16 protein-coding genes, 2 tRNA genes and 2 rRNA genes are annotated in these 24435 nt (G+C 67.8%); 15 read left to right on the forward strand and 5 right to left on the reverse strand.

The features are described 5' to 3' along the window. Positions 1-128 precede the first annotated feature (128 nt). Positions 129-1286, reverse strand: coding sequence for a DUF362 domain-containing protein (locus GXY35_03630; GenBank protein NLW93679.1), 1158 nt, complete (start codon positions 1284-1286; stop codon positions 129-131). A 178-nt stretch (positions 1287-1464) separates the two neighbouring features. Between GXY35_03630 and GXY35_03635 the strand changes: the two genes are divergently transcribed. From GXY35_03635 to GXY35_03675, 9 genes are all read left to right on the forward strand, one after another. Then, a complete protein-coding gene (locus GXY35_03635; protein NLW93680.1) occupies positions 1465-1683 on the forward strand; it encodes a hypothetical protein in 219 nt (72 codons plus the stop codon). 44 nt (positions 1684-1727) lie between these two features. After that, a complete protein-coding gene (locus tag GXY35_03640) occupies positions 1728-2228 on the forward strand; it encodes an inorganic diphosphatase (GenBank protein NLW93681.1) in 501 nt (166 codons plus the stop codon). Between the two features lie 32 nt (positions 2229-2260). Next, a complete protein-coding gene (locus GXY35_03645) occupies positions 2261-3826 on the forward strand; it encodes an FHA domain-containing protein (GenBank protein NLW93682.1) in 1566 nt (521 codons plus the stop codon). A 39-nt stretch (positions 3827-3865) separates the two neighbouring features. Beyond that, positions 3866-5845 (forward strand): protein kinase, encoded by a 1980-nt coding sequence (locus GXY35_03650; protein ID NLW93683.1) that lies wholly within the window; start codon positions 3866-3868, stop codon positions 5843-5845. Between the two features lie 27 nt (positions 5846-5872). Next, positions 5873-6649 carry an outer membrane protein assembly factor BamE gene (locus GXY35_03655; GenBank protein NLW93684.1) on the forward strand — a complete coding sequence of 259 codons (777 nt, stop codon included), beginning with the start codon at positions 5873-5875 and terminating at the stop codon, positions 6647-6649. Positions 6650-6654: 5 nt separating this feature from the next. Continuing rightward, on the forward strand, positions 6655-6945 hold the full coding sequence (locus GXY35_03660; GenBank protein NLW93685.1) for a hypothetical protein: 291 nt from the start codon (positions 6655-6657) through the stop codon (positions 6943-6945). A 117-nt stretch (positions 6946-7062) separates the two neighbouring features. Continuing rightward, positions 7063-7680 carry a hypothetical protein gene (locus tag GXY35_03665; GenBank protein NLW93686.1) on the forward strand — a complete coding sequence of 206 codons (618 nt, stop codon included), beginning with the start codon at positions 7063-7065 and terminating at the stop codon, positions 7678-7680. Positions 7681-7804: 124 nt separating this feature from the next. After that, complete coding sequence (locus tag GXY35_03670; GenBank protein NLW93687.1) at positions 7805-8512, forward strand: hypothetical protein; 708 nt, start codon at positions 7805-7807, stop codon at positions 8510-8512. Positions 8513-8567: 55 nt separating this feature from the next. After that, positions 8568-11336, forward strand: a complete 2769-nt coding sequence (locus GXY35_03675) for an insulinase family protein (protein ID NLW93688.1) — start codon at positions 8568-8570, stop codon at positions 11334-11336. A gap of 92 nt (positions 11337-11428) precedes the next feature. On the opposite strand, the gene GXY35_03680 is transcribed toward GXY35_03675, so the two are convergent. The 4 genes from GXY35_03680 to GXY35_03695 form a co-directional block, all read right to left on the reverse strand. Continuing rightward, the gene (locus tag GXY35_03680; protein ID NLW93689.1) at positions 11429-12559 is read right to left on the reverse strand and encodes a glycosyltransferase family 4 protein; all 1131 of its coding nucleotides are present in this window, start codon (positions 12557-12559) and stop codon (positions 11429-11431) included. Between the two features lie 193 nt (positions 12560-12752). Then, positions 12753-13424 carry a methyltransferase domain-containing protein gene (locus tag GXY35_03685; GenBank protein ID NLW93690.1) on the reverse strand — a complete coding sequence of 224 codons (672 nt, stop codon included), beginning with the start codon at positions 13422-13424 and terminating at the stop codon, positions 12753-12755. A 31-nt stretch (positions 13425-13455) separates the two neighbouring features. Next, positions 13456-15120, reverse strand: coding sequence for a glycerol-3-phosphate dehydrogenase/oxidase (locus GXY35_03690; GenBank protein ID NLW93691.1), 1665 nt, complete (start codon positions 15118-15120; stop codon positions 13456-13458). Next, entirely contained in the window at positions 15117-15917 is an 801-nt protein-coding gene (locus GXY35_03695; GenBank protein ID NLW93692.1) for an acyltransferase, read from the reverse strand. Before GXY35_03695 ends, GXY35_03690 begins: the two co-directional genes overlap by 4 nt. Positions 15918-16777: 860 nt before the next feature. On the opposite strand from GXY35_03695, the gene rpsA reads away from it, so the two are divergent. From rpsA to GXY35_03725, 6 genes are all read left to right on the forward strand, one after another. Then, positions 16778-18538, forward strand: a complete 1761-nt coding sequence (gene rpsA / locus GXY35_03700; GenBank protein NLW93693.1) for a 30S ribosomal protein S1 — start codon at positions 16778-16780, stop codon at positions 18536-18538. A gap of 76 nt (positions 18539-18614) precedes the next feature. Further along, on the forward strand, positions 18615-19835 hold the full coding sequence (locus GXY35_03705) for a tyrosine--tRNA ligase (GenBank protein NLW93694.1): 1221 nt from the start codon (positions 18615-18617) through the stop codon (positions 19833-19835). A gap of 318 nt (positions 19836-20153) precedes the next feature. After that, positions 20154-21686: ribosomal RNA gene (locus GXY35_03710) — 16S ribosomal RNA — on the forward strand. 163 nt (positions 21687-21849) lie between these two features. Beyond that, positions 21850-21926 (forward strand) — tRNA-Ile (locus GXY35_03715). An 81-nt stretch (positions 21927-22007) separates the two neighbouring features. Beyond that, positions 22008-22083: transfer RNA gene (locus GXY35_03720), tRNA-Ala, on the forward strand. Positions 22084-22198: 115 nt separating this feature from the next. Then, positions 22199-24435, forward strand: a 23S ribosomal RNA gene (locus GXY35_03725); the annotation flags it as partial.

Consider the following 24435-nt stretch of genomic DNA (forward strand, 5'->3'; position numbering starts at 1 on the left):
CGGCGATGCATCCGGTACAAGGGTACGCGAAAGAAAAGCGAAAATCAAGAGGAACGATCTCCCCCGATAGCGTCTCCGGAATCGCCGCGGCGGGGGCTTTCGCGTCTCCCGCGGCGACGCGTCGAGGGTCAGAGCTTCAGCATCCTCGCCACGGGGCCCGCTCCGAACCCGCGCCTGAGGCGGATCGCGCGGGAGGGGCAGACCTCGCTGCAGCAGTAGCAGCGGATGCAGCGCCGGTCGTCGACCCCGACCCTACCCCCCGCGAGGGAGAGGGCCTTCGGGCGCGGAGGGCAGACGGCGACACAGGCGCCGCATCGGGTGCAGGCGCGGTGCAGGATGCGGGGCCTGCGGGCGAACCAGCGCTTGACGGCGCGCTCGGCGAAGGCGGGGAGACGGTGCGCCCCCGCTCCGCCCCCCGGCTGCCCGGCGCGGAATCCGCCGACGCGCACGGTCTCGATTGTTTCGCCCAGGAGCTCGATCTCCTCCTCGCGCGCGTTCCCGAGGCCGCGCTCCGCGGCGATCCGCAGGAGGGGGATCCGTTGCGGGTCGATCCCCGCGGCGCGGCACGCGGTCGAGTCCACGGCGACAGGGTCTTCCCCGACGATGAGAAGGCCGAGCGGGAACGGGTCTCCCGCGGCGGGGCCGTTTCCGTCCATCGCGACGACCGCGTCGAGGAGGTGGAGCCGCGCGGACACCGCGAAGGCGAGGTCGACGAGCATCCGGGCGAACAGTTCCGGGTCGGGGAAGCGGCAGTGCAGCTCCGCCTTCCTCAGCCCGGGGATGCAGCCGAAGAGGTTCTTCACCGCGGCGCTGATGCCGGTGAGGCCGTGCGTCTTGAACTTCGGGACGGAGAGCATCGCAGGCGCCCGCCTGACCGCCCCCGCCACGACGAACCGCTTGACCGTGCACCCCTCCGGCGTTTCGATCTCCGCCCCGTCGTCGAACGAGACGAGGGGGGCGCCGGCGGCCGCGGCCGCCGCGGCGATCCCCGACGCGGCCGCGGCTTTCCTGAGGGGGTGGAAGCCGGGGCTGTCGCCGACCTGCGGCGCCGCGCCGGCCTCCCGCGCGAGGCGGATCACCGCCTCGACGACCGCGGGGTGCGTGGTGACGGCCTTCTCCGGCGGATGCGGCGCGAGGATGTTCGGCTTGAGGAGGACGGCGCGCCCCGGAACGACGAAACGGCCCATCCCGCCGAGCAGCGCCACGGCCCGCCCGAGCGCAAGGCGGACCGCGTCGCCGTCGTAGCTTCGGCAGCGCGCCACCGCGACCCTCGAGCGTTGTCTCATCGCCGTCTCCGTGCTCCGATCCGCACCATTGTACGGCGCCGGCGGCGGCGGGGAAACGGCTTTTCGCCGCCTCTCTCCGCTTCGGCCCGGAAGGATCTTGCGCGGTGCGGCACCCCGCAGTAGAATAGGGCTGGCTGACGCGCCGGTTTCGAGGCGGGGGACTCTCCAGGGAGGGACGATGAAGACGATGCTGATCTGCGCTGTTCTCGCGTCGGCGCTCGCCGCCGCCGGGTGCATCACCAAGGGGCCGTACTACGTCTACGGGGACTACATCGAGCGATTCGGGGACGTGGGGTTCGATGAGATCGGCGAGTACCCGCCCGAGGAGACCGCCCCGGGGGAGGAGGCGCCCGCCGTTCCTTCTCCGGAGGAACTTGACGCGGAGGAGACGATCTGAACCGCCGCATGGACGCGGCGGCGGGGAGAAGAGGGGGGCGGGAGATGAGTGACGCGCGGTGTGCACCCGTTGACGCGGTGGTGGAGATACCGAAGGGGAGCCGGAACAAGTACGAGTACGATTTCTCGACCGGGGCGATACGGCTCGATCGGGTTCTCTTCTCGTCGGTGCACTACCCGACCGACTACGGCTTCATCCCGTGGACCCGGGCGGCGGACGGCGACACGCTCGACGTGCTGATCATCGTCGAGGAGCCGACGTTCCCCGGCTGCCGCGTGAAGGTGCGGCCGATCGGCGTGCTCCAGATGCGCGACGAGCACGGCGTCGACGAGAAGATACTGGCGGTCCCGGTCGCCGACCCGCGCTTCGACGGGATCAACGATATCTCGGACCTTCAAAAGCACTGGCTCTCCGAGATCGAGAACTTCTTCAGCACCTACAAGCTGCTCGAGCACGACAAGGAGGCCCGCGTCGAGGGGTGGCAGGGCGCCGGCGCCGCCCTGGCGGTGCTCGAGAAGTACGCGGTCGAGCCGCCCCCGCGGTGACCCATCCCGCGGGCAAGGCCACGGAGCGCGCAATGCCACGGCTCTTCATCAGGGACGGCACCGCGCAGGGCTTGCTCCGGGAGCTCGATCCCGGCACCACGACGATCGGCCGGGGGCGGGATTGCGCCATCACCCTGGAGAGTCTCGGCGTCTCCCGCCGCCACGCCGCCGTCCATCTCGGCCCGGGCGGGGAGGCCGTGATCGAGGATCTGGGCAGCAAGAACGGGACGCTCGTGAACGGGACGCGGATCCGACGGGCGGTCTTGGGGGACGGGGACGAGATCGCGATCGGGCGCGCCACGTTTGTCTACCGGGCGGCCGCGCAGGACGAACCGGCGGCGGACGAGGTCGCCGAGCCGCTGGTGCACACCGTGCTGGAGGTCGATCCGATGCGCGGGGTCGGTCTGGACGACGAGGCGGCCGACCCCGCGCTGCTCCGCACCGCGCATCGCCATCTCGCCGTTCTGTACCGGGTCGGCAGGACCGTGTCCGCCACGCTCAACATCCACGAGCTCCTCAAGACGCTGATGGGGATCGTCTTCGAGGTGCTGCGCCCCGACGAGGCGTTCATCATGCTGCGCGACGAGGCGACCGGGGCGATGAAGCTCCGCATCTTCCGGTCGAAGGCGTCCACGGCGACGCCGGAGGCGGTCGCCGTGAGCCGCACGATCCTCGACAAGGTGATCCGGGAACGGGTCGCCGTGCTGAGCTCGAACGCCTCCGCGGACAGCCGGTTCAGCGGTTCCAGGAGCGTGGCCCGTTTCCGGATGATGTCCACGATGTGCGTGCCGCTCGTGCGCGAGGAGAAGGTGCTCGGCGTCATCCACGCAGCCAACCGTGTCTCGTCGGGCGAGTTTCGCGAGGAGGACCTCCAGCTCTTCTCGGGGATCGCCGCGCAGGCCGCGCTCGCCGTCGAGAACGCCGTGCTCTACCGGAGGATCCAACAGGAGGTCCGCCGGCGCAGCAACCTCCAGCGCTATCTCCCCCCGGGGGCCGTCGACCAGATCCTCGACGGCACGCGCGAGCTCAATCTCGGCGGGGAGATCAGGGGGGTGACGGTGCTCTTCTCCGACATCCGCGGCTTCACCCGCCTCTCCGAGGAGCTCCCGCCGAACGAGGTGGTGGGGATGCTCAACGACTACTTCGCCGAGATGACCCAGATCGTCTTTCGCCACGAGGGGACGGTGGACAAGTTCATCGGAGACGCCCTGATCGCCGTCTTCGGGGCCGCGGTGCCGCACCCGGACGATCCGCTGCGCGCCGCCCGCGCGGCGGCCGAGATGCAGGCGGCGATGGATATGCTCAACGCACGCTGGGAGGCGCAGGGGAGGAAGACGTTCCGCATCGGCATCGGCATCACCGCCGGCGAGGTGCTCTACGGCAACATCGGCTCCGAGCAGCGGATGGAGCTCACGGTCATCGGCGACGCGGTGAACCTCGCCGCCCGGCTGGGCGCCGCGGCCCGCGGGGGGGAGGTGCTCCTGAGCGCCCCGGCGCGCGAGGCGATGGGCGGCGCGCTGCGGGCCGAGCGGATGCCGCCGGTCGAGGTGCAGGGCAAGGCGGCGGCGGTCGAGGTGTACCGGATGCTGCCGGGGTAGGGGAACGCCGCGGACGGGAGGGGGCGCGGGGGGACGGCGATGCAGAAGCCACGAATCGAGCGGCTCGGACACTACGAGATCGTCGAGGAGATCGGCCGCGGCGGGATGGCGGTGGTCTACAGGGGGATCCAGTCCTCCCTCAACCGCACGGTGGCCATCAAGGTGCTGCCGCCCGGCTTCGCGCGCGACAAGGAGTTCATCGCGCGCTTCGACCGGGAGGCGGAGACGATCGCGCGCCTCAGCCACCCGAACATCATCCAGATCATCGACCGGGGGAGCGAGCAGGGCACCTGCTACTTCGTGATGGAGTACGTCGACGGACTGAGCCTCGACGCGTTCCTGAAGGGCCAGGCGCTCACCTTCCGGCAGCTCATCGAGATTGCGACGCAGGTCTGCCGCGCGCTCGCCTACGCCCACGCGAAGGGGATCGTGCACCGCGATCTGAAGCCGTCGAACATCCTCATCGCCAAAGACTCCCTCGCGGTGAAGGTCGCGGACTTCGGGCTCGTCCAGCTCGCCCAGTCCGCCGGGGAGCTTTCCACGCTCACCCAGTCGAACATCGCGATGGGAACGATCGAGTACATGGCCCCCGAACAGCGCCGCGACGCGCGCAACGTGGACTGCCGCGCCGACATCTTCGCCCTCGGGATCATCCTCTACGAGATGTTCACCGGGCAGATCCCGGTGGGGCACTTCAAGCGCCCGAGCGAGCTCAACCCGGAGATCCCGCGCGCCCTCGACCAGATCATCCTCACCTGCCTCGAGCCCGATCCCGCCGAGAGGTTCCAGAGCGCGGGGGAACTCGCCCGCCTCCTCCAGACGGCGCTCGGCGAGGAGCCGGGCGTGATGGACAGGATCGTCCACACGGTGAAGTCCGCCGGGGAGCGGGCGACGACCGCGATGCGCGGCAAAACCCGCCGCGTCGCGGCGGCGGGCGTCCTGCTGGCCGCCGCCGTGATCGCCATCCCCGCCGCGCGCGGCTGCAGGGCGCCCCGCGGCGCCGCCGGCACCCCTCCCCGGGCCACCCCCGAAGAGGTCCCCGCGGTCGAAGAAAAGACCGCGCCTTCAATTCCGCCCGTCGCCGCGGCGCCGACCGCGACGCAGCCCCCCGTCTCCGCGTCGGCGCCGGTCCGCGACACGGCGACCCCTTCTGTCGCACAGGCGCGTGAAGCCGCCCCGCCCCGCGCATCCGCGCCCCCCGGAACCCCGGCGCCGCCCGTCGGGGCGGAGGCGGATTTTGCGAAGGCGGAGAGCTACGCCGCGGCGGACATGACGAAGGAGGACCTCAGGCGCTACGCCGTCACGTCGATGCGCGCCGTACTGGAGAACTTCAAGACGGTGGAGCCGCGCTGGGCGGAGAAGGCCCAGATGCGGATCGGCCAGATCTACGAGCAGGCCGGGGAGACGACGCTCGCCCTCGCCGAGTACAGGCGCCTCCTCGATCTTTTTCCACAGGGCTCCCTGCGGGCCGACGCGCAGTACCGGATCGCGGAGTGCTTGAAGCCGTCGGGGTTTTTCGGCATGCTGGACCTCGGCCGGAAGGAGAAGCGTCTGAAGGCGATCGACGCGTACGACAGGGTCCACCGAAACCACCCCGCGAGCCCGTACGCCTCCAAGGCGCTGTACCAGATGGGGCTCCTCCAGGAGGAGGGGGGCGCGGCGGCGGACTACGAGGCCGCGATCGGCTCGTACGAGCGTATCGCCCGCGACTACCCCGCATCCGACGAGGCCCCGCACGCGCTGCGGAGGGTCGCTGAGCTCTGCAGAAACAGGAAGGTCAAGCAGTACGAGAAGGCGGTCCGGACGTACGAGGATATCCTCGCGCGCTATCCCGACCGCGAGGAGGGGTTCCATCTTCTCCTCAACATCGCCCTGGTGAAGGAGACGCTCCTGAACGACCCGCAGGAGGCGCTCGAGGGGTACCGGCGCGTAATCCGGGAGAAGCCGGGGACGAAGGATGCGCTCGAGGCGAACCGGAGGTACGAGGCGCTCCTGCAGGCGGCCACGCCGCCTCGATAAGGGGCCCCCGAAGGAAAGGGGCGGACGATGAGAGGATTCAAGCCGGCGGCGTGTGTCGCGGCGGCGTTCCTGTGCGGGTGCGCGGGCGTTGACACCGGCAGACTCCGCGACGGGATGACCCGGGCGCAGGTGCGCGCCGCCGCCGGGAGCCCGGCGGAGGTGTTCGTCGCGAAGGGGCCGGGGAGCGGCGTCGAGGTCTGGGTCTACCGCGCGCGCTATTTTCCGGGGATCCCCAACCCGCTGAACGACTACGACTACCTGGTCCCGCCTCTGGTCGGGGCGGAGACGCGCGTGCGCTTCGTGCACGGCCGTCTCCGGCTTCGCGAGCCCCTCGCGCGGGACCGCGCGCGCCCCTCGCCGCCGGTCTCGCAGACAGCCGGGGTCCCCCTGATCGACGAAAACGGGGAGTTCCGGTTTTACGGGATCGCCTTCGGCATGACGAAAGACGAGATCCAGGAGGCGGTCTCGCGGATCTCACCCGCCAAGATGCGCAGGTCGCGGGGCGGGGAGTGGGGTGAGTACCAGGTGCTGAACCTGTCGGGGAAGATGCTGGGGCTGTACTTCAGCTTCGACGACCGGGGGCGGCTCTGGTGGATGAAGGCGGAGTACCCGTACTCGCGCACGGACTCCGGGAAGACCGCCGCGCTGCTGCAAGCCTTGAAGGAGCGGTGCCAGGCGCCCGTGGCGCGGAGCCACCCGGATGTGGAACTCGTGCTCGACGAGGCCCGGATGCGGATGACGATGGTGTCGAAACCGCTCCGGGACGAATACCGCGCGCGGGTCCCCGAGGAGCAGAGGAGGTGAACGCGATGAGAAGAGCGGTGGGCCTTGCGGGGCTCCTGGCGTTTCTCCCCGCCCCCGGCGCGCGGGCGCATGACGGGTTCGGCTACCCGGACTGGATCCGGTTGAAGGATTGCACCGCCGTGCGCTGTCGGATCCTCGGAGAAACCAAGGACGGGGTCGAGGTGATCATGTCCGGCGGGCAGGGGGATGGGGCCGTCACGATCGACAGGGAGCAGATCGAGTGGATTCGAAGGAGAGATTCCCAGGCGGAGGCGGAGACAGGCGGCCGAGCGCCTTCTCCGCCGCCCGCCCCCTGAACGGTTCAATCGGGTTGCGGGCGGAGGGGTTCGGTGCTATAGTGAAGACCGGTGGGTGAGGGGGACCGGCGGGACGATGCCCGGTGTGCGGTGTGGTTCGATGACGGAGGTGCCCAGATGCGCCGACAGTTCCTTATTGCCGCGTTGATTTTCGCCGGCGCGCGTTGCGCCTGGTCCGCGGAAACGGTGCGCCCGGTGACCCTGCCCGATCTCAGCATTTTTCCCCAGCTCTTCGTCGGGGTCCCGCTGGTGCTGGAGCAGGTCGAACTCGAGTGGAGGATCGTCAAGGAGTTCGACTACTACTGCCTGGGAATCTCCGTGAAGGAGGGGGAGAGGAGCCGCAGGGCGATGGAGCGCGGGGAGTACGTCCCCCCCCATCTGAACAGGCAGCGGGTCACCGTCGTTGCCGGGGAGCAGCTCGCCCAGGAGCTGCTCGACAGGATGGAGCTCGACACGGTCTACCCGGTGAAGATCTGGTGCACGGTGGGGCCGGCGGATGATCTGGAGCGGGAACTGGGGAACCTCTACTGGGTGGCCCGCGTGGACCGCGTGGACTGTTACGGCGCCGACCGCACCGTGGCATGGACCCTCCCGGCCCCCTCACCGCCGCCCGCGGCGGCCCCGGTAGCGGAGGCCGCCCCGACGCTGACGGCGACGGCGGGGGAGGTTCCGGTTCCCGCGGAGCCGTCCGCCGCCGAGCTCGCGCAACCCGCGGCCACGGAGCCGGTGGAGTAGGGCGCCCCGCGCGGTTCCCGCCCGTCCGGGGGCGGCGCGGCGGATGAACCCGTTGTGCCGCGCGGAAGCCGTCGGCGTCCCGCCGTCTTTCCCCCGTCGCGGATCGAGGAAGGCGCGTCGCCGAATGAAAAGAATCCTCCTGCTCGCGACGGGTGCGGCGCTCCTCCTCGCCGCCGGTTGCGCAGAGCTCGCGCAGACGGCGAGGATCATGAACGTGGCGTTCATCGAGCTGTTCCGCCTTCCCATCTACGTCCTCCGGCTTCCGTTCCAGATCCTCCAGAACATGGGGCCCATCATCCAGTCGGCCGTCCGCAGCGCGGCGAACGTGGCGCCGCTCCTCCTCTTCATCGAGAACACGGCGCCGCCCAGGCGCCATGCCCCCTATCCGGCCGGCCCCGGCGAACTCGAGGAGGCCGTCCGGTTCGCGCTCGCCTCGCCGCACAGCCGGCCGCTCCTCGACCTGCTCGACCGCGAGACGGGGGGCGCCGGGGCCGCGCGCCGCTTCGTCCTGCTGGATGCGCGCCTCGCCGTCGACCCGGGCGCGCGGGCCGCCGTCCTCGCCTCGCTCGGCGCCGGCGCCGCGGCGATCTCCGTCGCCCGCGTCGACGCCGGCGGGATCTTCGATGAGCCGGAACGGTTCCTCGCCCTCTCCCGGCGGATGCGTTCGCGCGGGGACATGCTCGTCGCCGCCACCGCGTTCAACGACGCCCTCGCGGCGCTCGCGGAGCTCCCTCCAGACGCCCTCCCCGGGGATCCCGGCGGGAGGGCGTTCGTGCTGCGCCTCGACCGGGCCCTGCGGGGGATCGAATCGTTTGCGCATCCGGAGGGATGAGGCGGGCCCCCCGGCGGCACGCCGCGCCCGCATTCCGATGAATACCGGATCCCTGATGCTGCTCTGCAGCGCGCTGCTGGCGATCCCCGCGGGGCCGGCGTCCCTCCCCGGGGCGGTGCGGCAGCGCTGCCTCGCCAACGGGCTCGACGTCATCCTCCTCAGGGTCGAGGGGGCCCCGCTCGTCTCCGTCTGGTCCGGCGTCCGCGCCGGCTCCGCGGACGAGCGCCCGGGGATCACGGGAGCGGCGCACTGGTGCGCGCGCATGGCGTTCAAGGGGACGGAGCGCTACGAGCCCGGGCGCATGCACGAGCTCCTCGAACGCGCCGGCGCCGCCTGGAACGCCTGCACCTGGCTCGACCAGACCTGTTTCTTCGGAACGCTCCCGAAGGGGGCGCTGGACCTCGTCCTCGATATCGAGGCGCAGCGCATGGCGGCGGCCCTCTTTCTCCCCGAAACGGTCGAGACGGAGCGCGCGGCGATCATCTCGGAGCTCCAGACGCTCGAGAACGACCCGGAGAAGCTGCTCGATATCGAGACCACCGCCGCGGCCTTCGCCGCGCACCCGTACCGATGGCCGGCGATCGGCCGGCGACGCGACGTGGAGAAGACGACCCGCGAAGAGCTGTACCGGTTCTATCGCCGCGCCTATTGCCCCTCGAACGCGACGCTTGTCGTGGCGGGCGACTTCGACGAGGAGCAGACGCTCCGGTCGATCCGCAGGGCGTTCGGCGCCCTCCCGCCGGGCGAGCCGCTCGAGCCGTCGCGGACAGAGGAGCTCGCGCAGCGCGGCGAGCGCCGCGTGCAGATCGAGCGGGGCGGGGAAACCGCCTGTCTCCAGCTGCTCTACCGGACCCCCGCTGTCGGGGACCGCGACGTCGTCCCGCTCCTCGTCCTGAACGCGGCGCTCGGGGGGGCCGACACCCTCACGGCGCACGGTGCGGAGTGGCGGGGGCCTGCGGCGCGATCCTCCCGCCTCCACCGCGGGCTCGTGGAGACGGGCCTCGCGTCGAAGGCGGGATCGCTTTTCATCCCGACGAAGCAGCCGTTCGTCTTCTGCGTCTACGCGACCGCGGCCCGGGGCGTCGACCCGGCGCGCCTGGAGGAGGCGGCGGTGCGCGTGATGGAGGAGGCCGCCGCGGCGCGGCTCGGCGAGGCGGAGTTCCGGAAGGCGGTGAACGGTCTCCGGGCGCGTTTCATCTACGACTGCGAGGGGGCGGGGGGGTGGGCGCAGATGCTGGGGTACTATGCCACGATCGGCGACGCGTCGTTCCCGTGGGCGTTTCTCAAGGAGCTCGACCGGGTCAGCGCGGAGGATGTCAGGGCCGCGGCGGAGCGGAACCTGACGAAACAGACCAGGACCGTCGGCTGGAATCTGCCCTCCGGCGAAGCGGGCGGCGGCAGGCGTCCGGTCGAAACGGGGAGGGGCCCGGCCGACTATCGCGACGACGCCTCCGCGCCTGCGTTCGCCGCATTCCCGCGCCGGCGTTCGGGCGTCCGCCTCTGGCCGTGGGGGGACAACGGGGCGGGGGGGGCCGAGGCGCCCCCCGCCGCCGCGGCCGCGGCGCCCGGTCCCGCGCTGGGCGCGGTGCGCACCGTGTTGCCGAACGGGCTCGTTCTCGTCGTGCGCGAGAACCGCTCCTCCCCCACGATCGCCGCGCGCGTGGATATCGCCGCGGGAAGCTCCTTCGACCCGGCGGGGAAGGCGGGGCTGGCGCAGTTCACGGCGCGGATGCTCGACCGGGGCAGCCGCGCGATGAGCGCGGCGCTTCTCGCCGAGGTGATGGACTCCACCGGCACGGAGCTCGGAATCTCGTGCGAACGCGACCGGGCGTCGCTGTCGGTGCGGATGCTGCGCGGGAAGCTTCCGCTGGTGGCGGAACTGCTCTCCCAGATGCTCCGCGAGCCGGTCTTCCCCGCCGCGGAGGTCGAGATGCTCAGGGGCGCCCTCCTCGCCGAGATACAGGAGGACGCGCGGGACGCCGCCGCGGCCGCCGTGGACAGGGCGTACGAGCTCATCTACCCGCACGGGCACCCGTACCGGCACCGGGTCGCAGGGGACGCCAGGAGCGTGGGCGCGCTGCGGCGGGAGGATCTTGCGCGCTTCTTCGAGGCGCGTTACTCCCCCCGGACGACGACGATCGTGATCTCAGGGGACGTCGCCCCGGAGGAGGCGGCCGCGGCGATCGAGGCGCATTTCGGGTCGTGGGAAACCCGCGGCGTGGCGGGAGCGGCGAATCTCATGGCGCCGCCGCTTCCGGTGGAGACGAAATGGGAGATGCTGCGGTTCCCCGGCGGGAGCGAGGCGGAGATCGTCGTCGGCAGCCGCGGCGTCGCCTGGAACAACCCGGACCGCTGCGCCCTGCAGCTCATGAACCATCTGCTCGGCGGCTTCGGGACGGGGGGGCGGCTCACGCGCCTCCTCCGGGAGGGGCGGGACGGCGCGCGCCATCTCTCCAGTGCGTTCATCCCGTATCGCGGCGCGGGGGTCTTCCTCGTCCGTGCCGGCGTGAACCCGGAGAAGGCGGCCGAGGCGGTTCGCGAGATCAGGAACGAGCTCCTCGGGATGAAGGGCGACGGGGCCGCGGAGGCGGAGCTCCTGCGGAGCCGGGAGGCTCTCGTCAACGCCGTCCCGCGGGTGCGGGAGACCAACGCGGGGGTCGCCGACGCGCTCGCGGAGATGGAGTTCTTCCGGCTCGGCCTGGATTACCTGGAGCGCTGCCCGGGGCTTTTCGCCGCCGTGACGGAAAAGGAGGTCCGCCGCGTGGCGCACGAGTACCTCCACCCCGACAACCTCGTCATCGTCGTCGCCGGCCCCGTGGAGTAACCCTGGGGTCAGGTCCTTATTTCTTATTGTAAGAGAACCCGCTGCCGCCCGCCAATGCTGCTCTGCCAGATGAGGATTCGACCCCCCCGGGATCATTCGAACAGCGGCAGGTAGATATCCCGCATCAGCACGTCCCACGCGTAGCGGCGCTCCGCCGCGTCCCGGCCCGCCTGCCCCATCCGAACCCGAAGCGAGGGATCAGCGAGCAGGCGCGAGATCCCCGCGGCGAGCGCGGCGGGTTCGCCCGGATCGACGAGGATGCCCGTGACCCCGTCCTCGACGATGTCGGCCAGCCCCCCCGCGCGCGAGGCGACGACCGGCTTCCCCGCCGCCATCGCCTCAACCGCCGCGATGCCGAACGGTTCCCGCCATACCGACGGCACCACGCAGATGTCCGCCCCCGCGTAGAGGCGCGGCAGCTCCTCCTGGGAGCGCCACGAAACGAACCGCAGCGAATCGTCTCCGGCGTGCCCCGTGCTGTAGGTGGGGATCACGATCTCGAACCTTTCCCCGCGGCCCCGCAGGATGCGGGCGGCTTCGCGGAGGACGCGGAACCCCTTGCTCGGGTCGCCGCTCCGGCTCGTCATCAGCACCACGCAGTTCTCCCGCGCGGGAGCCGGCTCCGCCGACGGGGCGAATGCGGCCACGTCCACCCCGGACGGCGCGACGATCACCGAGGCGGCGTGCGGGGCGAGGAGGCCGCGCAGGAACCGGTTGTAGACGATCACCCGGGAGGCGCCGCGGAGGGCGGCCTTCACCCAGTGCCGGTACAGGGGCGTGAAGGCGAGCGCGCCGAGGAACTCGTGCGAAAACGCGTCGAGCGGCCTGAACCGGTGGTGCCGCACGGCGCAGCGCGTGCAGGCGAGGGTGTCGCGGAGGTACTGTTTTGGGCAGATCGCCCCATCGAGGAACTGCGTGCCGTAGTCCTTGATGCAGACCCCCTCGTAGGCGTAGAACCTCAGTATCGGCCTGAACCGCCTGAGGGCGGCCGCGAGAGGGAACTTCAAATACCAGCCGTCGCCGATGAAGAGGCGGTCGGGGCGGAGCCGCGCGACCCTTTCCGCGAACGCGCGGGGCAGATGCCGCGCGTTGAACGTCGTGCGGGTGAACGAAATCTTCTCGATCCTGAACGGAAGCTCCCCGGCGATCCGCCCGCGCGGGAACAGGTCCGGAAAGTCGGGGACGAGGAGGGTGACCTCGTGGCGCGCGGAGAGCCGCGTCATCAGCTCCTTGAGGTCGACGCGCGCGCCGCCGTCGGGCGGCCAGTTGAACAACAGGTCTATGAAAACGATTCTGGCCATACGGCTCTCCCCGCCGCGGCTCGACGCCGATCTTCGCACACACCGGATCAGTGCGCCGATCCGCTGCGCTCCGCGGCGACAACGAGGCCGGGCCTCCGCGCCCCCTGCGGCAACGTCACTCCTTCACGGCGAGGAAGACGTTCCCCGCGGGATAGAGTGCGAATTTCCAATAGGTCACCGCCCGCCGCACGGCGAAGCCGTTCCTCGAGAGGAGGCGCCGGATCGTCCGGGGTGAGCGGGGGGTGAACGGGCCGGGGATGCGGACGGGCCTCGGCACGAAGCGGGGCAGGCGGCAGCGGACCCAGGTGAGGGGGTCGAAGAGGAGGGTCTGGGCCAAAAAGACGCCGCCGGGCCTGAGCGTCGCGCGGGCCTGCGCGAAGAGCGAGTCGATCTGCGCACGGGAGAGGTAGCTCAACACGCCGATGCACAGCATCGCATCGCACGAGGAGGCGCGGAACGGGAGCGCCCGCACATCGCCGCGCAGGAGGCGCGCCCCGGGGAGATTTTGGCGGCAGACCGCGAGCATCGGTCCGGAGAGGTCGAGGCCGATCCAGCGGGCCCCCTCGCCGACGAGCCGCCTGCCGTAGAAGCCGGGGCCGCAGCCGAGCTCGATGACGTCCCTGTCGCGCACCGGGGGGAGGAGGGAGAGGCAGAGCTCCATCCGGGCGACGGCGCGCGCCCGCACGTTCCCCTGGAAGATCCCCCAGCGTCCGGCGCCGCCGTCACGGTACAGGCTCTCCCAGTTCCGGGCCTCGTCGTCGAACAGCGCCTTTCTCCCGCCGCCCATATCCCCCGCCCGCTTCATGCCCCGGCCGCGATCAGCCCGCCAGTCTGTACAGCGCCTTGACCCGGTCGATCTCATCCCGCCGACGCCGGACGTCCCAGCCGAGCTCCCGCCCCATAAGGTCCGCGCACGCCGTGAGGCAGTCGTCGCCGGGGCATCCGGCGGTCCCGAGCTCCGTGCGCCGGAAGACCGCGTCGGCGAGCGAGACCGCCATCTCCTCCCGCACGGCGCGGACGATCTCGGCCCCGAGCACGGCGGGCCGGCAGGGGAGGGGGCGGGAGAGGGGGCGCTCCCGCTCGGCGAGGGCGATGACCTCGGCGTGCAGCGAGCCGTACTGGCACACGAGCCGACGCGCGACCTCCTCTCCGAGCCAGGCGGGCCTCGCCCGAACGGCCGCGGCGAGGAACTCGTCGAAGCGCCCGACGTCGCCCCCGGGGACGGGGGTGGTGGCGCTCGCGCTCGGACGCCGGGGGAGGCCGAGCTTCCGGAGGACGAGGTGCACCGCCTTTTCGGCCACATCGCGCGCGGTGGTGTACTTGACGCCGACCATCGTCGCGATCCCGTCCCACCCGTGCCGCCGCCGGTGGTCGGTGAGGCGGTAGTGCTTCATCAGGACCGCCTCGCCGGTCCTGCGGTTGACGCGTTGCATCGGGAGGATGCCGCGGTAGACGCAGCGGACGTCGCCGCGGGAGAGGCGTGCGCCGGGGTAGGCGGCGTTGATCGCATCGAGGAGCGCCGCGACCTCCCGCTCGGTCACGCGGTCTTCGTCCGGGCGGCCGGAGAACGGGGCGTGGACCGTGCCGACCAGCGATGCGTCCCGCCACGGGGTGACGAACCAGAGGCGCTTCCCCTTGAAGGCGGCGGAGGCGGCCGTCGCCGACGAGAGGCCCGCGCCGCAGCCGCGGATGAACGGGCGCGTCACGATGAGGAGCGCCGTGGAGAGGGGGATCGGCGGGGTGGCCAGGCGCGGGTCGAGGCGCGCGAGGAGCTCGTCGGTCCACGGGCCCGCCGCGTTCAGCACGAGCCGCGCCTGGATGTCGAATCGTTTCCCGGTCGTTCGGTCGAGCGCCGAGACGCCCACGACCCTCCGTTTGTCGGCGAGGAACCCGACCGCCTCCACGTAGTTGGCGGCCGCCGCCCCCTTCTCGCACGCCCCGAGCACAAACGAGAGGAGGAGCCGCTCGGTGTTGTGCGCCTGGCAGTCGTGCCATACCGCCCCCCCCGTGAGCCCCTTCGTCGGGATGCCGGGGAGGAGTTCGAGCACCCTCCGGCGCGAGACGGTCCTGCCGCGCGGGATCCTCTTGGCGGGGTCGTCGATTCGGTTCCGGTCGAGTCCGACGAGATCGTTCGCGAGCATCGCGACCGCCAGCGCCTCGCGGCCTCGGGTGAGATGTCCGTAGGTCGGCATGACGCAGGGGAACGGGCTGACGAACTGCGGCGCGATCCGCATCAGGGTTCGGCGTTCGCGTATCGATTCGCGCATCCGTTTCAGATCCGCCTGCTGCAGGTAGCGGAGGCCGCCGTGGATGGTCTTCTGGCTGTGCTGGGAGGTCGCGCCGCCGAAGTCGCCCCGGTCGATGAGGGCGACGCGAAGGCCCCTGAGAGAGGCGTCCCAGGCCGCGCAGGCCCCGTAGATGCCCGCCCCCACGATGAGCAGATCGAACTCCTCCGAGGCGAGCCGGTCGATTCCCCTTCTCATCGGCCGGATCCTTGCGCCCCGCCTCCGCCCGCCTCCGACGGATGCCGCCGGTCCCCGACCTGTTTCGCGGGGACGCCGTAGGCGATCGCGTAGGCGGGGATCTCCTTGTTCACCAGCGCGCATGCCCCCACGATCGCGTGGGCGCCTATCTTCACGCCGTCGAGGATCGTGGCGCGCGACCCGATCCAGACGTCGTCGCCGATGGAGACCCCCCCCTTGGAGATCATCCCCTGCGCGACGATGGGGACGTCCGCCCGGGCGAAGGCGTGCTGGCCCCCGGCGATGATGCAGGACGCCGGGGCGAGGAGGAGATGCTCCCCCGCCACGAGACTGCTGGTGGAGGCGAGGATGCTGTGCGAACCGATGCCGGCGCCGGCGCCGATCTCGATCGTCCCCTCCTTGGTGCGGAGGATGGAGAAGCGGGAGACGATGGTGCGGTCCCCGAGCGTGATGCCGCCGCAGTTCTCCCCGCGCGCGTCGAGCGTGCAGTAGTCGTCGATGGCGACGTGGTTTCCCAGCGAGATCCGCCCCGGGTGGCGGAGCGTAACGCCCGTGCCGATGATGACGCCGCGGCCCATCCTCTTGAACAGGGGACGGTAGAAGATCCGGCGAAGCAGGATCCCGAGCGCGCCGGGGATGTTCGAGAAGAGCAGGAGCAGGAGCTCGTAGCGGAGGAGGCCGAGGATCCCCCCCTCCCCGAAGACGAGTCTGCGGTACTTAGCGAGCGCCCCCTCTCGCGGGTCGCTGAGGGCCTCGCCCAGAAAGCTGCGTCCGGAGAGCGGCGTTTCCTTGGGCATCTCCATCCTCCTGGCCACACTATACCACAACGTCGCGGCGGCGGGCGAGGGGATCCTCCCCGGCGACCGACCGGGTGTCTCCCCGATTCTCCGGTCCGTCGGTTTCGTGTGCACCCGGCGGTTCAAGATTCCAAGGAGTTGCGTGGCGTCCGTTTGGGAGCCGGCAGATGGCGTGCAGGCGGTTTTGACGGCCCTGCCTTCATCCATGACTCCGTGGGGGCGTGCGCTGCCAACGGACGGCACACGGGCATCTCCCGGGCGCCCGAGCGGCGGCTGAAACACCCTGCGGGGGCGGAACCGTGTCTCCCTCGGCATGGCGCGCATAGGGCAGGCCGTTGATCGGATTCCGGAGGGTGGCGTTGCGGATGGATCCGGGCCGAGGGGGAAGATCCTTCCCGCGGTTCTCGTCGGCGCGTATCTCATCCGATCGCGGGGGGGAGGACACGGTATCGGGTGACGGTATCCCCCGCACGGGCGACGCCCCCCCCTCGTGCGGTGCGGCACGGATGGCCTGCGTTGAATCGAACGCCCACGACTCCGGGAGCTGTCGGTCGGGGGGGGCGTGCGTACGGGGCGGAACAGCAGTCCGTTGCGCGGGGCGAGGGGGCCTGCCATTCGGGCAGAGCGGCTCATCTCCGATATCCCTTCCTTCACTGCCACCCCCTCCTCGGAGGGGCATTCTAGGGGAGACTTCCAATGAGTCCATAGGGGGACAGTATCATCGAGGTATAACAAGGTCCCGAAAGATCGTTGACATCGCCTGATGGACGTGGCACTATCCCGTTCCTGCGCTTGGGCTGAATGTGTTGCCCGGCGGCCCGCCTCCTCGGGAGAGGGGCGGCGCGAGGAGTGCAACGGAGATGAAGATCGATACGCACCTGGATGCGTCCCTGCTCGACAAGGGCAGGGAGGAGCGCGAGAAAAAGGAGCGGGCGCGCGAGGAGCTGCGCCGGCTCTACGACGAGACGATCAAGCCGATCCATGCCGGCAAGATCGTGGAGGGGACGATCCTCGAGGTCGGCAAGGACTCCGTCCTCGTGGACATCGGCTACAAGTCCGAGGGCGCCATCGCCATCGAGGAGTTCAGGGACCGGGACGCCCTCAAGGTCGGCGACAAGGTGCAGGTGCTCCTCGAGTCGAAGGAGGACCAGGACGGCGTCGTGGTCCTCTCGAAGGTCAAGGCCGACAAGCTGAGCCACTGGGAGGAGACGGTCGCCCTCTGCAAGGAGGGGAAGCTCGTCAAGGGGCGCGTCATCCGGAAGGTCAAGGGCGGCCTGATGGTCGACATCGGCCTCGAGGCGTTCCTCCCGGCGTCGCATATCGGCCTCCGCCACGTGAAGAACATGGAGAGCTTCATCGGGAAGGACCTCGAGTTCAAGGTCATCAAGATCAACCCGGAGCGCCGGAACGTCGTCCTCTCGCGCCGCGTCCTCCTCGAGGAGGAGCGGAAACGGCAGCGCGAGCTTGTATTCGCGACGGTGAAGGTCGGCGACATCATCGAGGGCGTCGTCAAGAACATCACCGACTTCGGCGCCTTCATCGACCTGAAAGGCATCGACGGGCTCCTGCACATCACCGACATGAGCTGGGGGCGCGTCAGCCACCCGTCCGAGGTCCTCGCGGTCGGCACCTCGGTCAAGGTCAAGGTCCTCGACTTCGACAAGCAGCGCGAGCGGATCTCGCTCGGCCTCAAGCAGCTCCTCCCGAACCCGTGGGACACGATCGGCGACCGGTACCCGATCGGCTCGAAGGTGAAGGGGCGCGTGACCAACATCGTGGCCTACGGCGCCTTCGTCGAGCTGGAGAAAGGGATCGAGGGGCTCGTCCACATCTCCGAGATGTCGTGGACCCGCAAGATCAGCCACCCGTCGGAGATCCTCGGCATCGGGGACACGGTGGAGGCGATGGTCCTGAACACCGACCGGGACGCGCAGAAGATCTCGCTCGGGCTGCGCCAGACCGAGCTGAACCCGTGGACAGTCGTGGAGGACAAGTACCCGGTGGGCACGGTGATCAAGGGCAAGATCCGCAATATCGTCCCGTACGGCGCCTTCATCGAGCTCGAGGAGGGGCTCGAGGGACTCATCCACATCTCGGACATCTCCTGGACGCGGAAACTGAACCACCCCTCGGAGATGCTCAAGCGCGGAGAGATCGTCGAGGCCAAGATCCTCTCCGTCGACCAGGAGAACAAGAAGATCTCCCTCGGCATCAAGCAGCTCAAGGGCAATCCCTGGGACGGCATCGAGCGCCGTTTCAACGTCGGGGACGCCGTGACCGGGACCATCAGCAACATCACCGGTTTCGGCCTCTTCGTGGAGCTCGGCGACGGCATCGAGGGGCTCGTCCACATCTCGCAGATCGACAAGCGGCAGGACGAGGACATCAAGACGACGCACAAGGTCGGCGACCAGGTCACCGCGCGCATCCTGCGCATCGACCCGGTCGAGCGGAAGATAGGCCTCAGCATCAAGGAGTACCTCGAGATGCCCGACCGCGGCCGCGGGGGCGGGAAGGAAGGCGCGCCGCGTCCCGAACCGACCGTGCACAACCCGGTGCTCTCGGAGGATATCTCCTTCACCGCCCTGGGCGGCGAGGAGAGCGACCGGGGCGACTCCTGACGCCGCGGCGCGTGTGCACCAGGCAGCGACGGACGGCCGCGGCGACGCGGCCGTCCCTGTTTCGGGGGTGAAGGCGATGCCCACGTCGGATTCCGTGCGGGCGCAGATTGCGCGCATCCGAAGGGGTTCGGTGACGCTCGAGACGGAAGCCGAGCTCGCCGGGCGCCTGAAGGAGGGGAGGCCGCTCCGGATCAAGTTCGGCGCGGACCCGAGCGCCCCCGATATCCATCTCGGCCACGCGGTCGTGCTCTCCAAGCTGCGCCTCTTCCAGGATCTCGGCCACCGGGTCATCTTCATCATCGGCGACTTCACGGCGTGTATCGGCGATCCGAGCGGGCGGTCGAAGACGCGCCCGCAGCTTTCCCGCGAGGAGGTCGCCCGAAACGCGGAAACCTACACCGCCCAGGTCTTCAAGATCCTCGACCCCGACAGCACGGAGGTGGTCTTCAACAGCCGGTGGCTGGACCGTCTCACCTTCGCTGACGTGGTGCGGCTCTCGTCAAAGACGACGGTCGCCCAGATGCTCCAGCGCGAGGACTACGCCACGCGCCACGCCTCCGGCGTGCCGATCTCGCTGCACGAGTTTTTGTACCCGCTCGCGCAGGGGTACGATTCGGTCGAGGTGAAGGCCGATCTGGAGATCGGCGGCACCGACCAGACATTCAACCTGCTCCTCGGCCGGGAGCTCCAGCGCGCCTACGGCGTCCCGCCGCAGGTCGTTCTCACGATGCCGCTGCTCGAGGGTCTCGACGGCGTCGAGAAGATGAGCAAGTCGCTCGGCAACTGCATCGGGATCACGGAGCCGCCGTTCGAGATCTACGGGAAGCTGATGAGCATCCCCGATTCGCTGATGCCGCGGTATTTCGACCTGCTGACCGGCCTCGATTTCGCGGCGCTGCAGCGGGAGACGCCGCATCCGCGCGATCTCAAGATGCGCCTCGCGCGCGAGATCGTCGGCAGGTTTCACGGCGTCGAGGCCGCCGCGCGGGCCCAGGAGAACTTTACGGTCGCCTTCGGCTCCAGGGGCGTCCCGGCGGACGACGCCTGGGTGAAGGTGGTGGCGCTTCCCCCCGGGGAGTACCCGCTCCCGCATCTGCTTCGCGAGGCCGCCCTTGCCGCAACCGGTTCCGAGGCAAGGCGTAAGATTCGAGAGGGGGCGGTGCGCCTGGACGGGGTCAGGGTGGTCGACGAGAACGCGCGGATCGCGGTGCGGCCCGGCGACGCGGCGCGCATCCTGCAGCTCGGGAGGCGCAGGTTCGCCCGGCTGGTGCCCGCCGAGGGGCGGAAAACGGGCTGAAAAGATTCCGCGTTTATTTGCGTTTTTCCTGTTGACAGCGTGTGTGCGCCGCGGTAGAATGTGCGCAGCTAAAGTGGGTATGCGTCCGCGAGCAGCAATGCGAGGGACAAATGCCGGATAGCTCCTGAAGAGATTTTAGGGAGTTCTTTGAGTCAACGACGAGGACATCGTTCGGTGTCCTTTTTTTTCGTCCCGCACGGCGGGACGGATGGCTCTTTGAAAACTGGATAGTGCGATGCGCCAGAAGTCGAGCCAACGTCAAGTAGATCCCGGCACGGACGGAGCGATCCGGACGGACCGGGATGTCACGAGCTCTCTACGGAGAGTTTGATCCTGGCTCAGAACGAACGCTGGCGGCGTGGATTAGGCATGCAAGTCGAACGATCCCGCAAGGGATAGTGGCGAAAGGGTGCGTAACACGTGGGCAATCTGCCCCCGAAACGGGAATAACTTCGGGAAACCGAAGCTAATACCTGATGACACCGAGCTGCCGCATGGTGGCACGGTGAAAGGCGTCCGCAAGGGTGCCGATCGGGGATGAGCCCGCGGCCTATCAGCTAGTTGGTGAGGTAACGGCCCACCAAGGCGATGACGGGTAGCCGGCCTGAGAGGGTGGTCGGCCACATTGGGACTGAGACACTGCCCAGACTCCTACGGGAGGCTGCAGTCGAGGATCTTCCGCAATGGGGGAAACCCTGACGGAGCGACGCCGCGTGGAGGATGAAGGCCTTCGGGTCGTAAACTCCTGTCAGTCTGGAAGAAAATCTGCAGCAATGTGGATTGACCGTACAGGCAGAGGAAGCTCCGGCTAACTCCGTGCCAGCAGCCGCGGTAATACGGAGGGAGCGAGCGTTGTTCGGAATCATTGGGCGTAAAGGGCATGTAGGCGGCTCTGTAAGTCGGGTGTGAAATCCCATCTCTCAAGGGTGGAACGGCATTCGAAACTGCAGGGCTTGAGTTCGGGGGAAGAGAGCGGAATTCTCGGTGTAGCGGTGATATGCGTAGATATCGAGAAGAACACCAGCGGCGTAAGCGGCTCTCTATCCTGAAACTGACGCTGAGGTGCGAAAGCCAGGGGAGCGAACGGGATTAGATACCCCGGTAGTCCTGGCCATAAACGATGTGCACTTGGTGTTGGGCCGCGAGGCTCAGTGCCGAAGCTAACGCATTAAGTGCACCGCCTGGGGAGTACGACCGCAAGGTTGAAACTCAAAGGAATTGACGGGGGCCCGCACAAGCGGTGGAGCATGTGGCTTAATTCGACGCAACGCGAAGAACCTTACCGGGGTTTGACATGCAGCTGCTCATCCTGCGAAAGCAGGACTCCTTCGAGGGTGCTGCACAGGTGCTGCATGGCTGTCGTCAGCTCGTGCCGTGAGGTGTTGGGTTAAGTCCCGCAACGAGCGCAACCCTTGTCCTTAGTTGCTAACACGAAAGGTGAGCACTCTAAGGAGACTGCCCCAGTCAATGGGGAGGAAGGTGGGGATGACGTCAAGTCATCATGGCCCTTATATCCCGGGCTGCACACGTGCTACAATGGCCGGTACAATGGGTAGCGACACCGCGAGGTGGAGCCAATCTCAAAAACCGGTCTCAGTTCGGATTGAAGTCTGCAACTCGACTTCATGAAGCTGGAATCGCTAGTAATGGCGGATCAGCTACGCCGCCGTGAATACGTTCCCGGGCCTTGTACACACCGCCCGTCACATCACGAAAGCTGGCTGTACCCGAAGTCGCTGTACCGACCCCGCAAGGGGAGGAAGGTGCCGAAGGTATGGTCAGTGATTGGGATGAAGTCGTAACAAGGTAGCCGTATCGGAAGGTGCGGCTGGATCACCTCCTTTCTAAGGACGACAAGACGGTGGTAAGACTTTTGAACGCATCGCACTATTCGGTTTTCAACGAGTCTGCTCTTTGAATGCGCGGATCTGAACTACAGTTGATGGTTTCTGCTGGATCGTTTCCAGGGTCGGGGAACGGATCACTAGAATCGAGAAACTGGAAACTGTGGTCCGGGCCTGTAGCTCAGATGGCTAGAGCGCACCCCTGATAAGGGTGAGGTCGGTAGTTCGATTCTACCCAGGCCCACCAGGTCAAGCTCTAAGCCGTAAGCGAAAAGCCGTACGCTCAGCTGTGCGCGTATAGCTTACGGCTTACAGCTTACAGCTCAAAGGGGCTGTAGCTCAGATGGGAGAGCGCCAGCTTTGCAAGCTGGATGTCAGGGGTTCGATTCCCCTCAGCTCCACCAACCTGTATGCCGCGCGCGCAGTTCCGTTCTGAATGCGATCCGGCGCCTCGCGCCGGATACAGATAGATCGGTTCTTTGACAACTGGATAGAGAACTTCAATTTGCCGAGAAGAACTTTTGGTTAAGCTACTAAGAGCTTACGGTGGATGCCTTGGCAGCAATAGGCGACGAAGGACGCGGCAAGCTGCGATAAGCCTCGGGGAGCCGCAAGCAGGCTTTGATCCGGGGATTTCCGAATGGGGAAACCCTCCCGGAGTAATGTCCGGGAATCCCGCCTTGGCGGGAAGCGACACTGGGAGAAGTGAAACATCTCAGTAACCCATGGAAGAGAAACCGAAATGGTATTCCCTGAGTAGTGGCGAACGAAACGGGAACAGCCTAAACCTCCTGTGGAGTATAGCCTGCACGCGTTTTCACGGGGGGGGTTGAGGGAGTTGGTCGCCCTGTGGTGCAGACCAGAGGGCCTGTTACAAACCGAACCTGTAGCCGAATCCCCTGGAAAGGGGAATCATAGAAGGTGATAATCCTGTAGGCGAAACGGGCGAGGCAGGCTGGACCAGCCACCCAAGTAACACGGGACACGTGAAATTCCGTGTGAATCCGGGCCGACCACGGCCTAAGGCTAAATACTCATTGCTGACCGATAGTGAACCAGTACCGTGAGGGAAAGGTGAAAAGTACCCCGGTGAGGGGAGTGAAATAGTACCTGAAACCGTGAGCTTACAAGCAGTCGGAGCACTATAGTCCGGCGCGCAAGCGACGGACGATGTGTGACGGCGTGCCTTTTGCTTAATGAGCCGGCGAGTTGCTATGCGCGGCAAGACTAACCCGTAAGGGGCAGTCGCAGCGAAAGCGAGTCCGAATAGGGCGGCCAAAGTCGCGCGGAGCAGACCCGAAGCCGGGTGATCTACCCATGGCCAGGGCGAAACTTCGGTAACACGAAGGGGAGGCCCGAACCTTTGCACGTTGAAAAGTGTCTGGATGAGCTGTGGGTCGGAGTGAAAAGCTAATCGAACTCGGTGATAGCTGGTTCTCCCCGAAATAGCTTGAGGGCTAGCCTCGCAAAATGGACAGCGGAGGTAGAGCACTGAATGGTCTAGGGGTCTTACCGGACTACCAAACCCAATCAAACTCCGAATTCCGCTGCACCTTATTGCGGGAGTCAGACAGCGGGGGATAAGCTTCGTTGTCGAGAGGGAAACAGCCCAGATCGTCAGCTAAGGCCCCAAAATGCGGGTTAAGTGCGTAAGGATGTGGAATTGCTAAGACAGCTAGTATGTTGGCTTAGAGGCAGCCATCATTTAAAGAGTGCGTAACAGCTCACTAGTCGAGTAATTCCGCGCCGATAATGCTCGGGACTCAAGCCCGCTGCCGAAGCTACGGATGTCGATGTCCTGCATCGACAATCTCAACCACCCCACGGACGCGCTCCTGGATGGAGCGGCGTCTCTTCCGGGGACAGGGATTTGGGATTTTCGATGCAGGGCGTCGGCGTGGTAGGGGAGCGTTCCGCACGCGTCGAAGCCGTACCGCAAGGAGCGGTGGAGCGTGCAGAAGTGCTTATGCCGGCATGAGTAGCGATAATCCCGTTGAGAAAACGGGACGCCGAAAACCCAAGGTTTCCTGGGGAAGGTTAATCCGCCCAGGGTTAGTCGATACCTAAGTCGAGGCCGAAAGGCGTAGATGATGGATGAGCCGTTAATATTCGGCTACTACCTTGACGGCGTTGTCGGGCGCAAGCCCGGCAGTGCTATGGAGTCGCGCAGGAGGCTAGGTCAGCCCCCGATCGGAAGTGGGGGTCCAAGCCTGTAGAGGGTCCCGGCAGGAAAATCCACCGGGACATCAACCTCAAGGGGTGACGGGACGCCGATCCCACGGGAGAGGCGGATTGATCGATGCCACGCTGCCAAGAAAAGGCTTCTATGCAGTCGTCAGGGTAATCGTACCGTAAACCGACACAGGTGGGAGGGGTGAATATCCTAAGGCGCTCGAGAGAACCCTCGTTAAGGAACTCGGCAATCTAGCCCCGTAACTTCGGAAGAAGGGGTGCCCTTTCCCGTGAGATCCTCGCGGATGGAGCGGGATGGGGCCGCAGTGAAAGGGTCCAGGCGACTGTTTACTAAAAACACAGGTCTCTGCTAAGTCGAAAGACGATGTATAGAGACTGACAAGTGACCAATGCCGAAAGGTTAAGGTGAGGGGTCAGCTCGCGATTATATCAAGGGCAAAGCTCTGAACCGAAGCCCCGGTGAATGTCGGCCGTAACTATAACGGTCCTAAGGTAGCGAAATTCCTTGTCGGGTAAGTTCCGACCTGCACGAATCGTGTAACGATCTGGGCGCTGTCTCAACG

It is taken from the genome of Chlamydiota bacterium (genome assembly GCA_012729785.1).
Taxonomy (GTDB): Bacteria; Auribacterota; Tritonobacteria; order UBA1439; family UBA1439; genus UBA1439.

What these genes read in the sequence shown, in the direction of transcription:
- GXY35_03630 (NLW93679.1), bottom strand. Translation starts at nt 1,286, where the DNA reads ATGAGACAACGCTCGAGGGTCGCGGTGGCGCGCTGCCGAAGCTACGAC.
- GXY35_03635 (NLW93680.1), top strand. Translation starts at nt 1,465, where the DNA reads ATGAAGACGATGCTGATCTGCGCTGTTCTCGCGTCGGCGCTCGCCGCC.
- GXY35_03640 (NLW93681.1), top strand. Translation starts at nt 1,728, where the DNA reads ATGAGTGACGCGCGGTGTGCACCCGTTGACGCGGTGGTGGAGATACCG.
- GXY35_03645 (NLW93682.1), top strand. Translation starts at nt 2,261, where the DNA reads ATGCCACGGCTCTTCATCAGGGACGGCACCGCGCAGGGCTTGCTCCGG.
- GXY35_03650 (NLW93683.1), top strand. Translation starts at nt 3,866, where the DNA reads ATGCAGAAGCCACGAATCGAGCGGCTCGGACACTACGAGATCGTCGAG.
- GXY35_03655 (NLW93684.1), top strand. Translation starts at nt 5,873, where the DNA reads ATGAGAGGATTCAAGCCGGCGGCGTGTGTCGCGGCGGCGTTCCTGTGC.
- GXY35_03660 (NLW93685.1), top strand. Translation starts at nt 6,655, where the DNA reads ATGAGAAGAGCGGTGGGCCTTGCGGGGCTCCTGGCGTTTCTCCCCGCC.
- GXY35_03665 (NLW93686.1), top strand. Translation starts at nt 7,063, where the DNA reads ATGCGCCGACAGTTCCTTATTGCCGCGTTGATTTTCGCCGGCGCGCGT.
- GXY35_03670 (NLW93687.1), top strand. Translation starts at nt 7,805, where the DNA reads ATGAAAAGAATCCTCCTGCTCGCGACGGGTGCGGCGCTCCTCCTCGCC.
- GXY35_03675 (NLW93688.1), top strand. Translation starts at nt 8,568, where the DNA reads ATGCTGCTCTGCAGCGCGCTGCTGGCGATCCCCGCGGGGCCGGCGTCC.
- GXY35_03680 (NLW93689.1), bottom strand. Translation starts at nt 12,559, where the DNA reads ATGACGCGGCTCTCCGCGCGCCACGAGGTCACCCTCCTCGTCCCCGAC.
- GXY35_03685 (NLW93690.1), bottom strand. Translation starts at nt 13,424, where the DNA reads ATGGGCGGCGGGAGAAAGGCGCTGTTCGACGACGAGGCCCGGAACTGG.
- GXY35_03690 (NLW93691.1), bottom strand. Translation starts at nt 15,120, where the DNA reads ATGAGAAGGGGAATCGACCGGCTCGCCTCGGAGGAGTTCGATCTGCTC.
- GXY35_03695 (NLW93692.1), bottom strand. Translation starts at nt 15,917, where the DNA reads ATGCCCAAGGAAACGCCGCTCTCCGGACGCAGCTTTCTGGGCGAGGCC.
- rpsA (NLW93693.1), top strand. Translation starts at nt 16,778, where the DNA reads ATGAAGATCGATACGCACCTGGATGCGTCCCTGCTCGACAAGGGCAGG.
- GXY35_03705 (NLW93694.1), top strand. Translation starts at nt 18,615, where the DNA reads ATGCCCACGTCGGATTCCGTGCGGGCGCAGATTGCGCGCATCCGAAGG.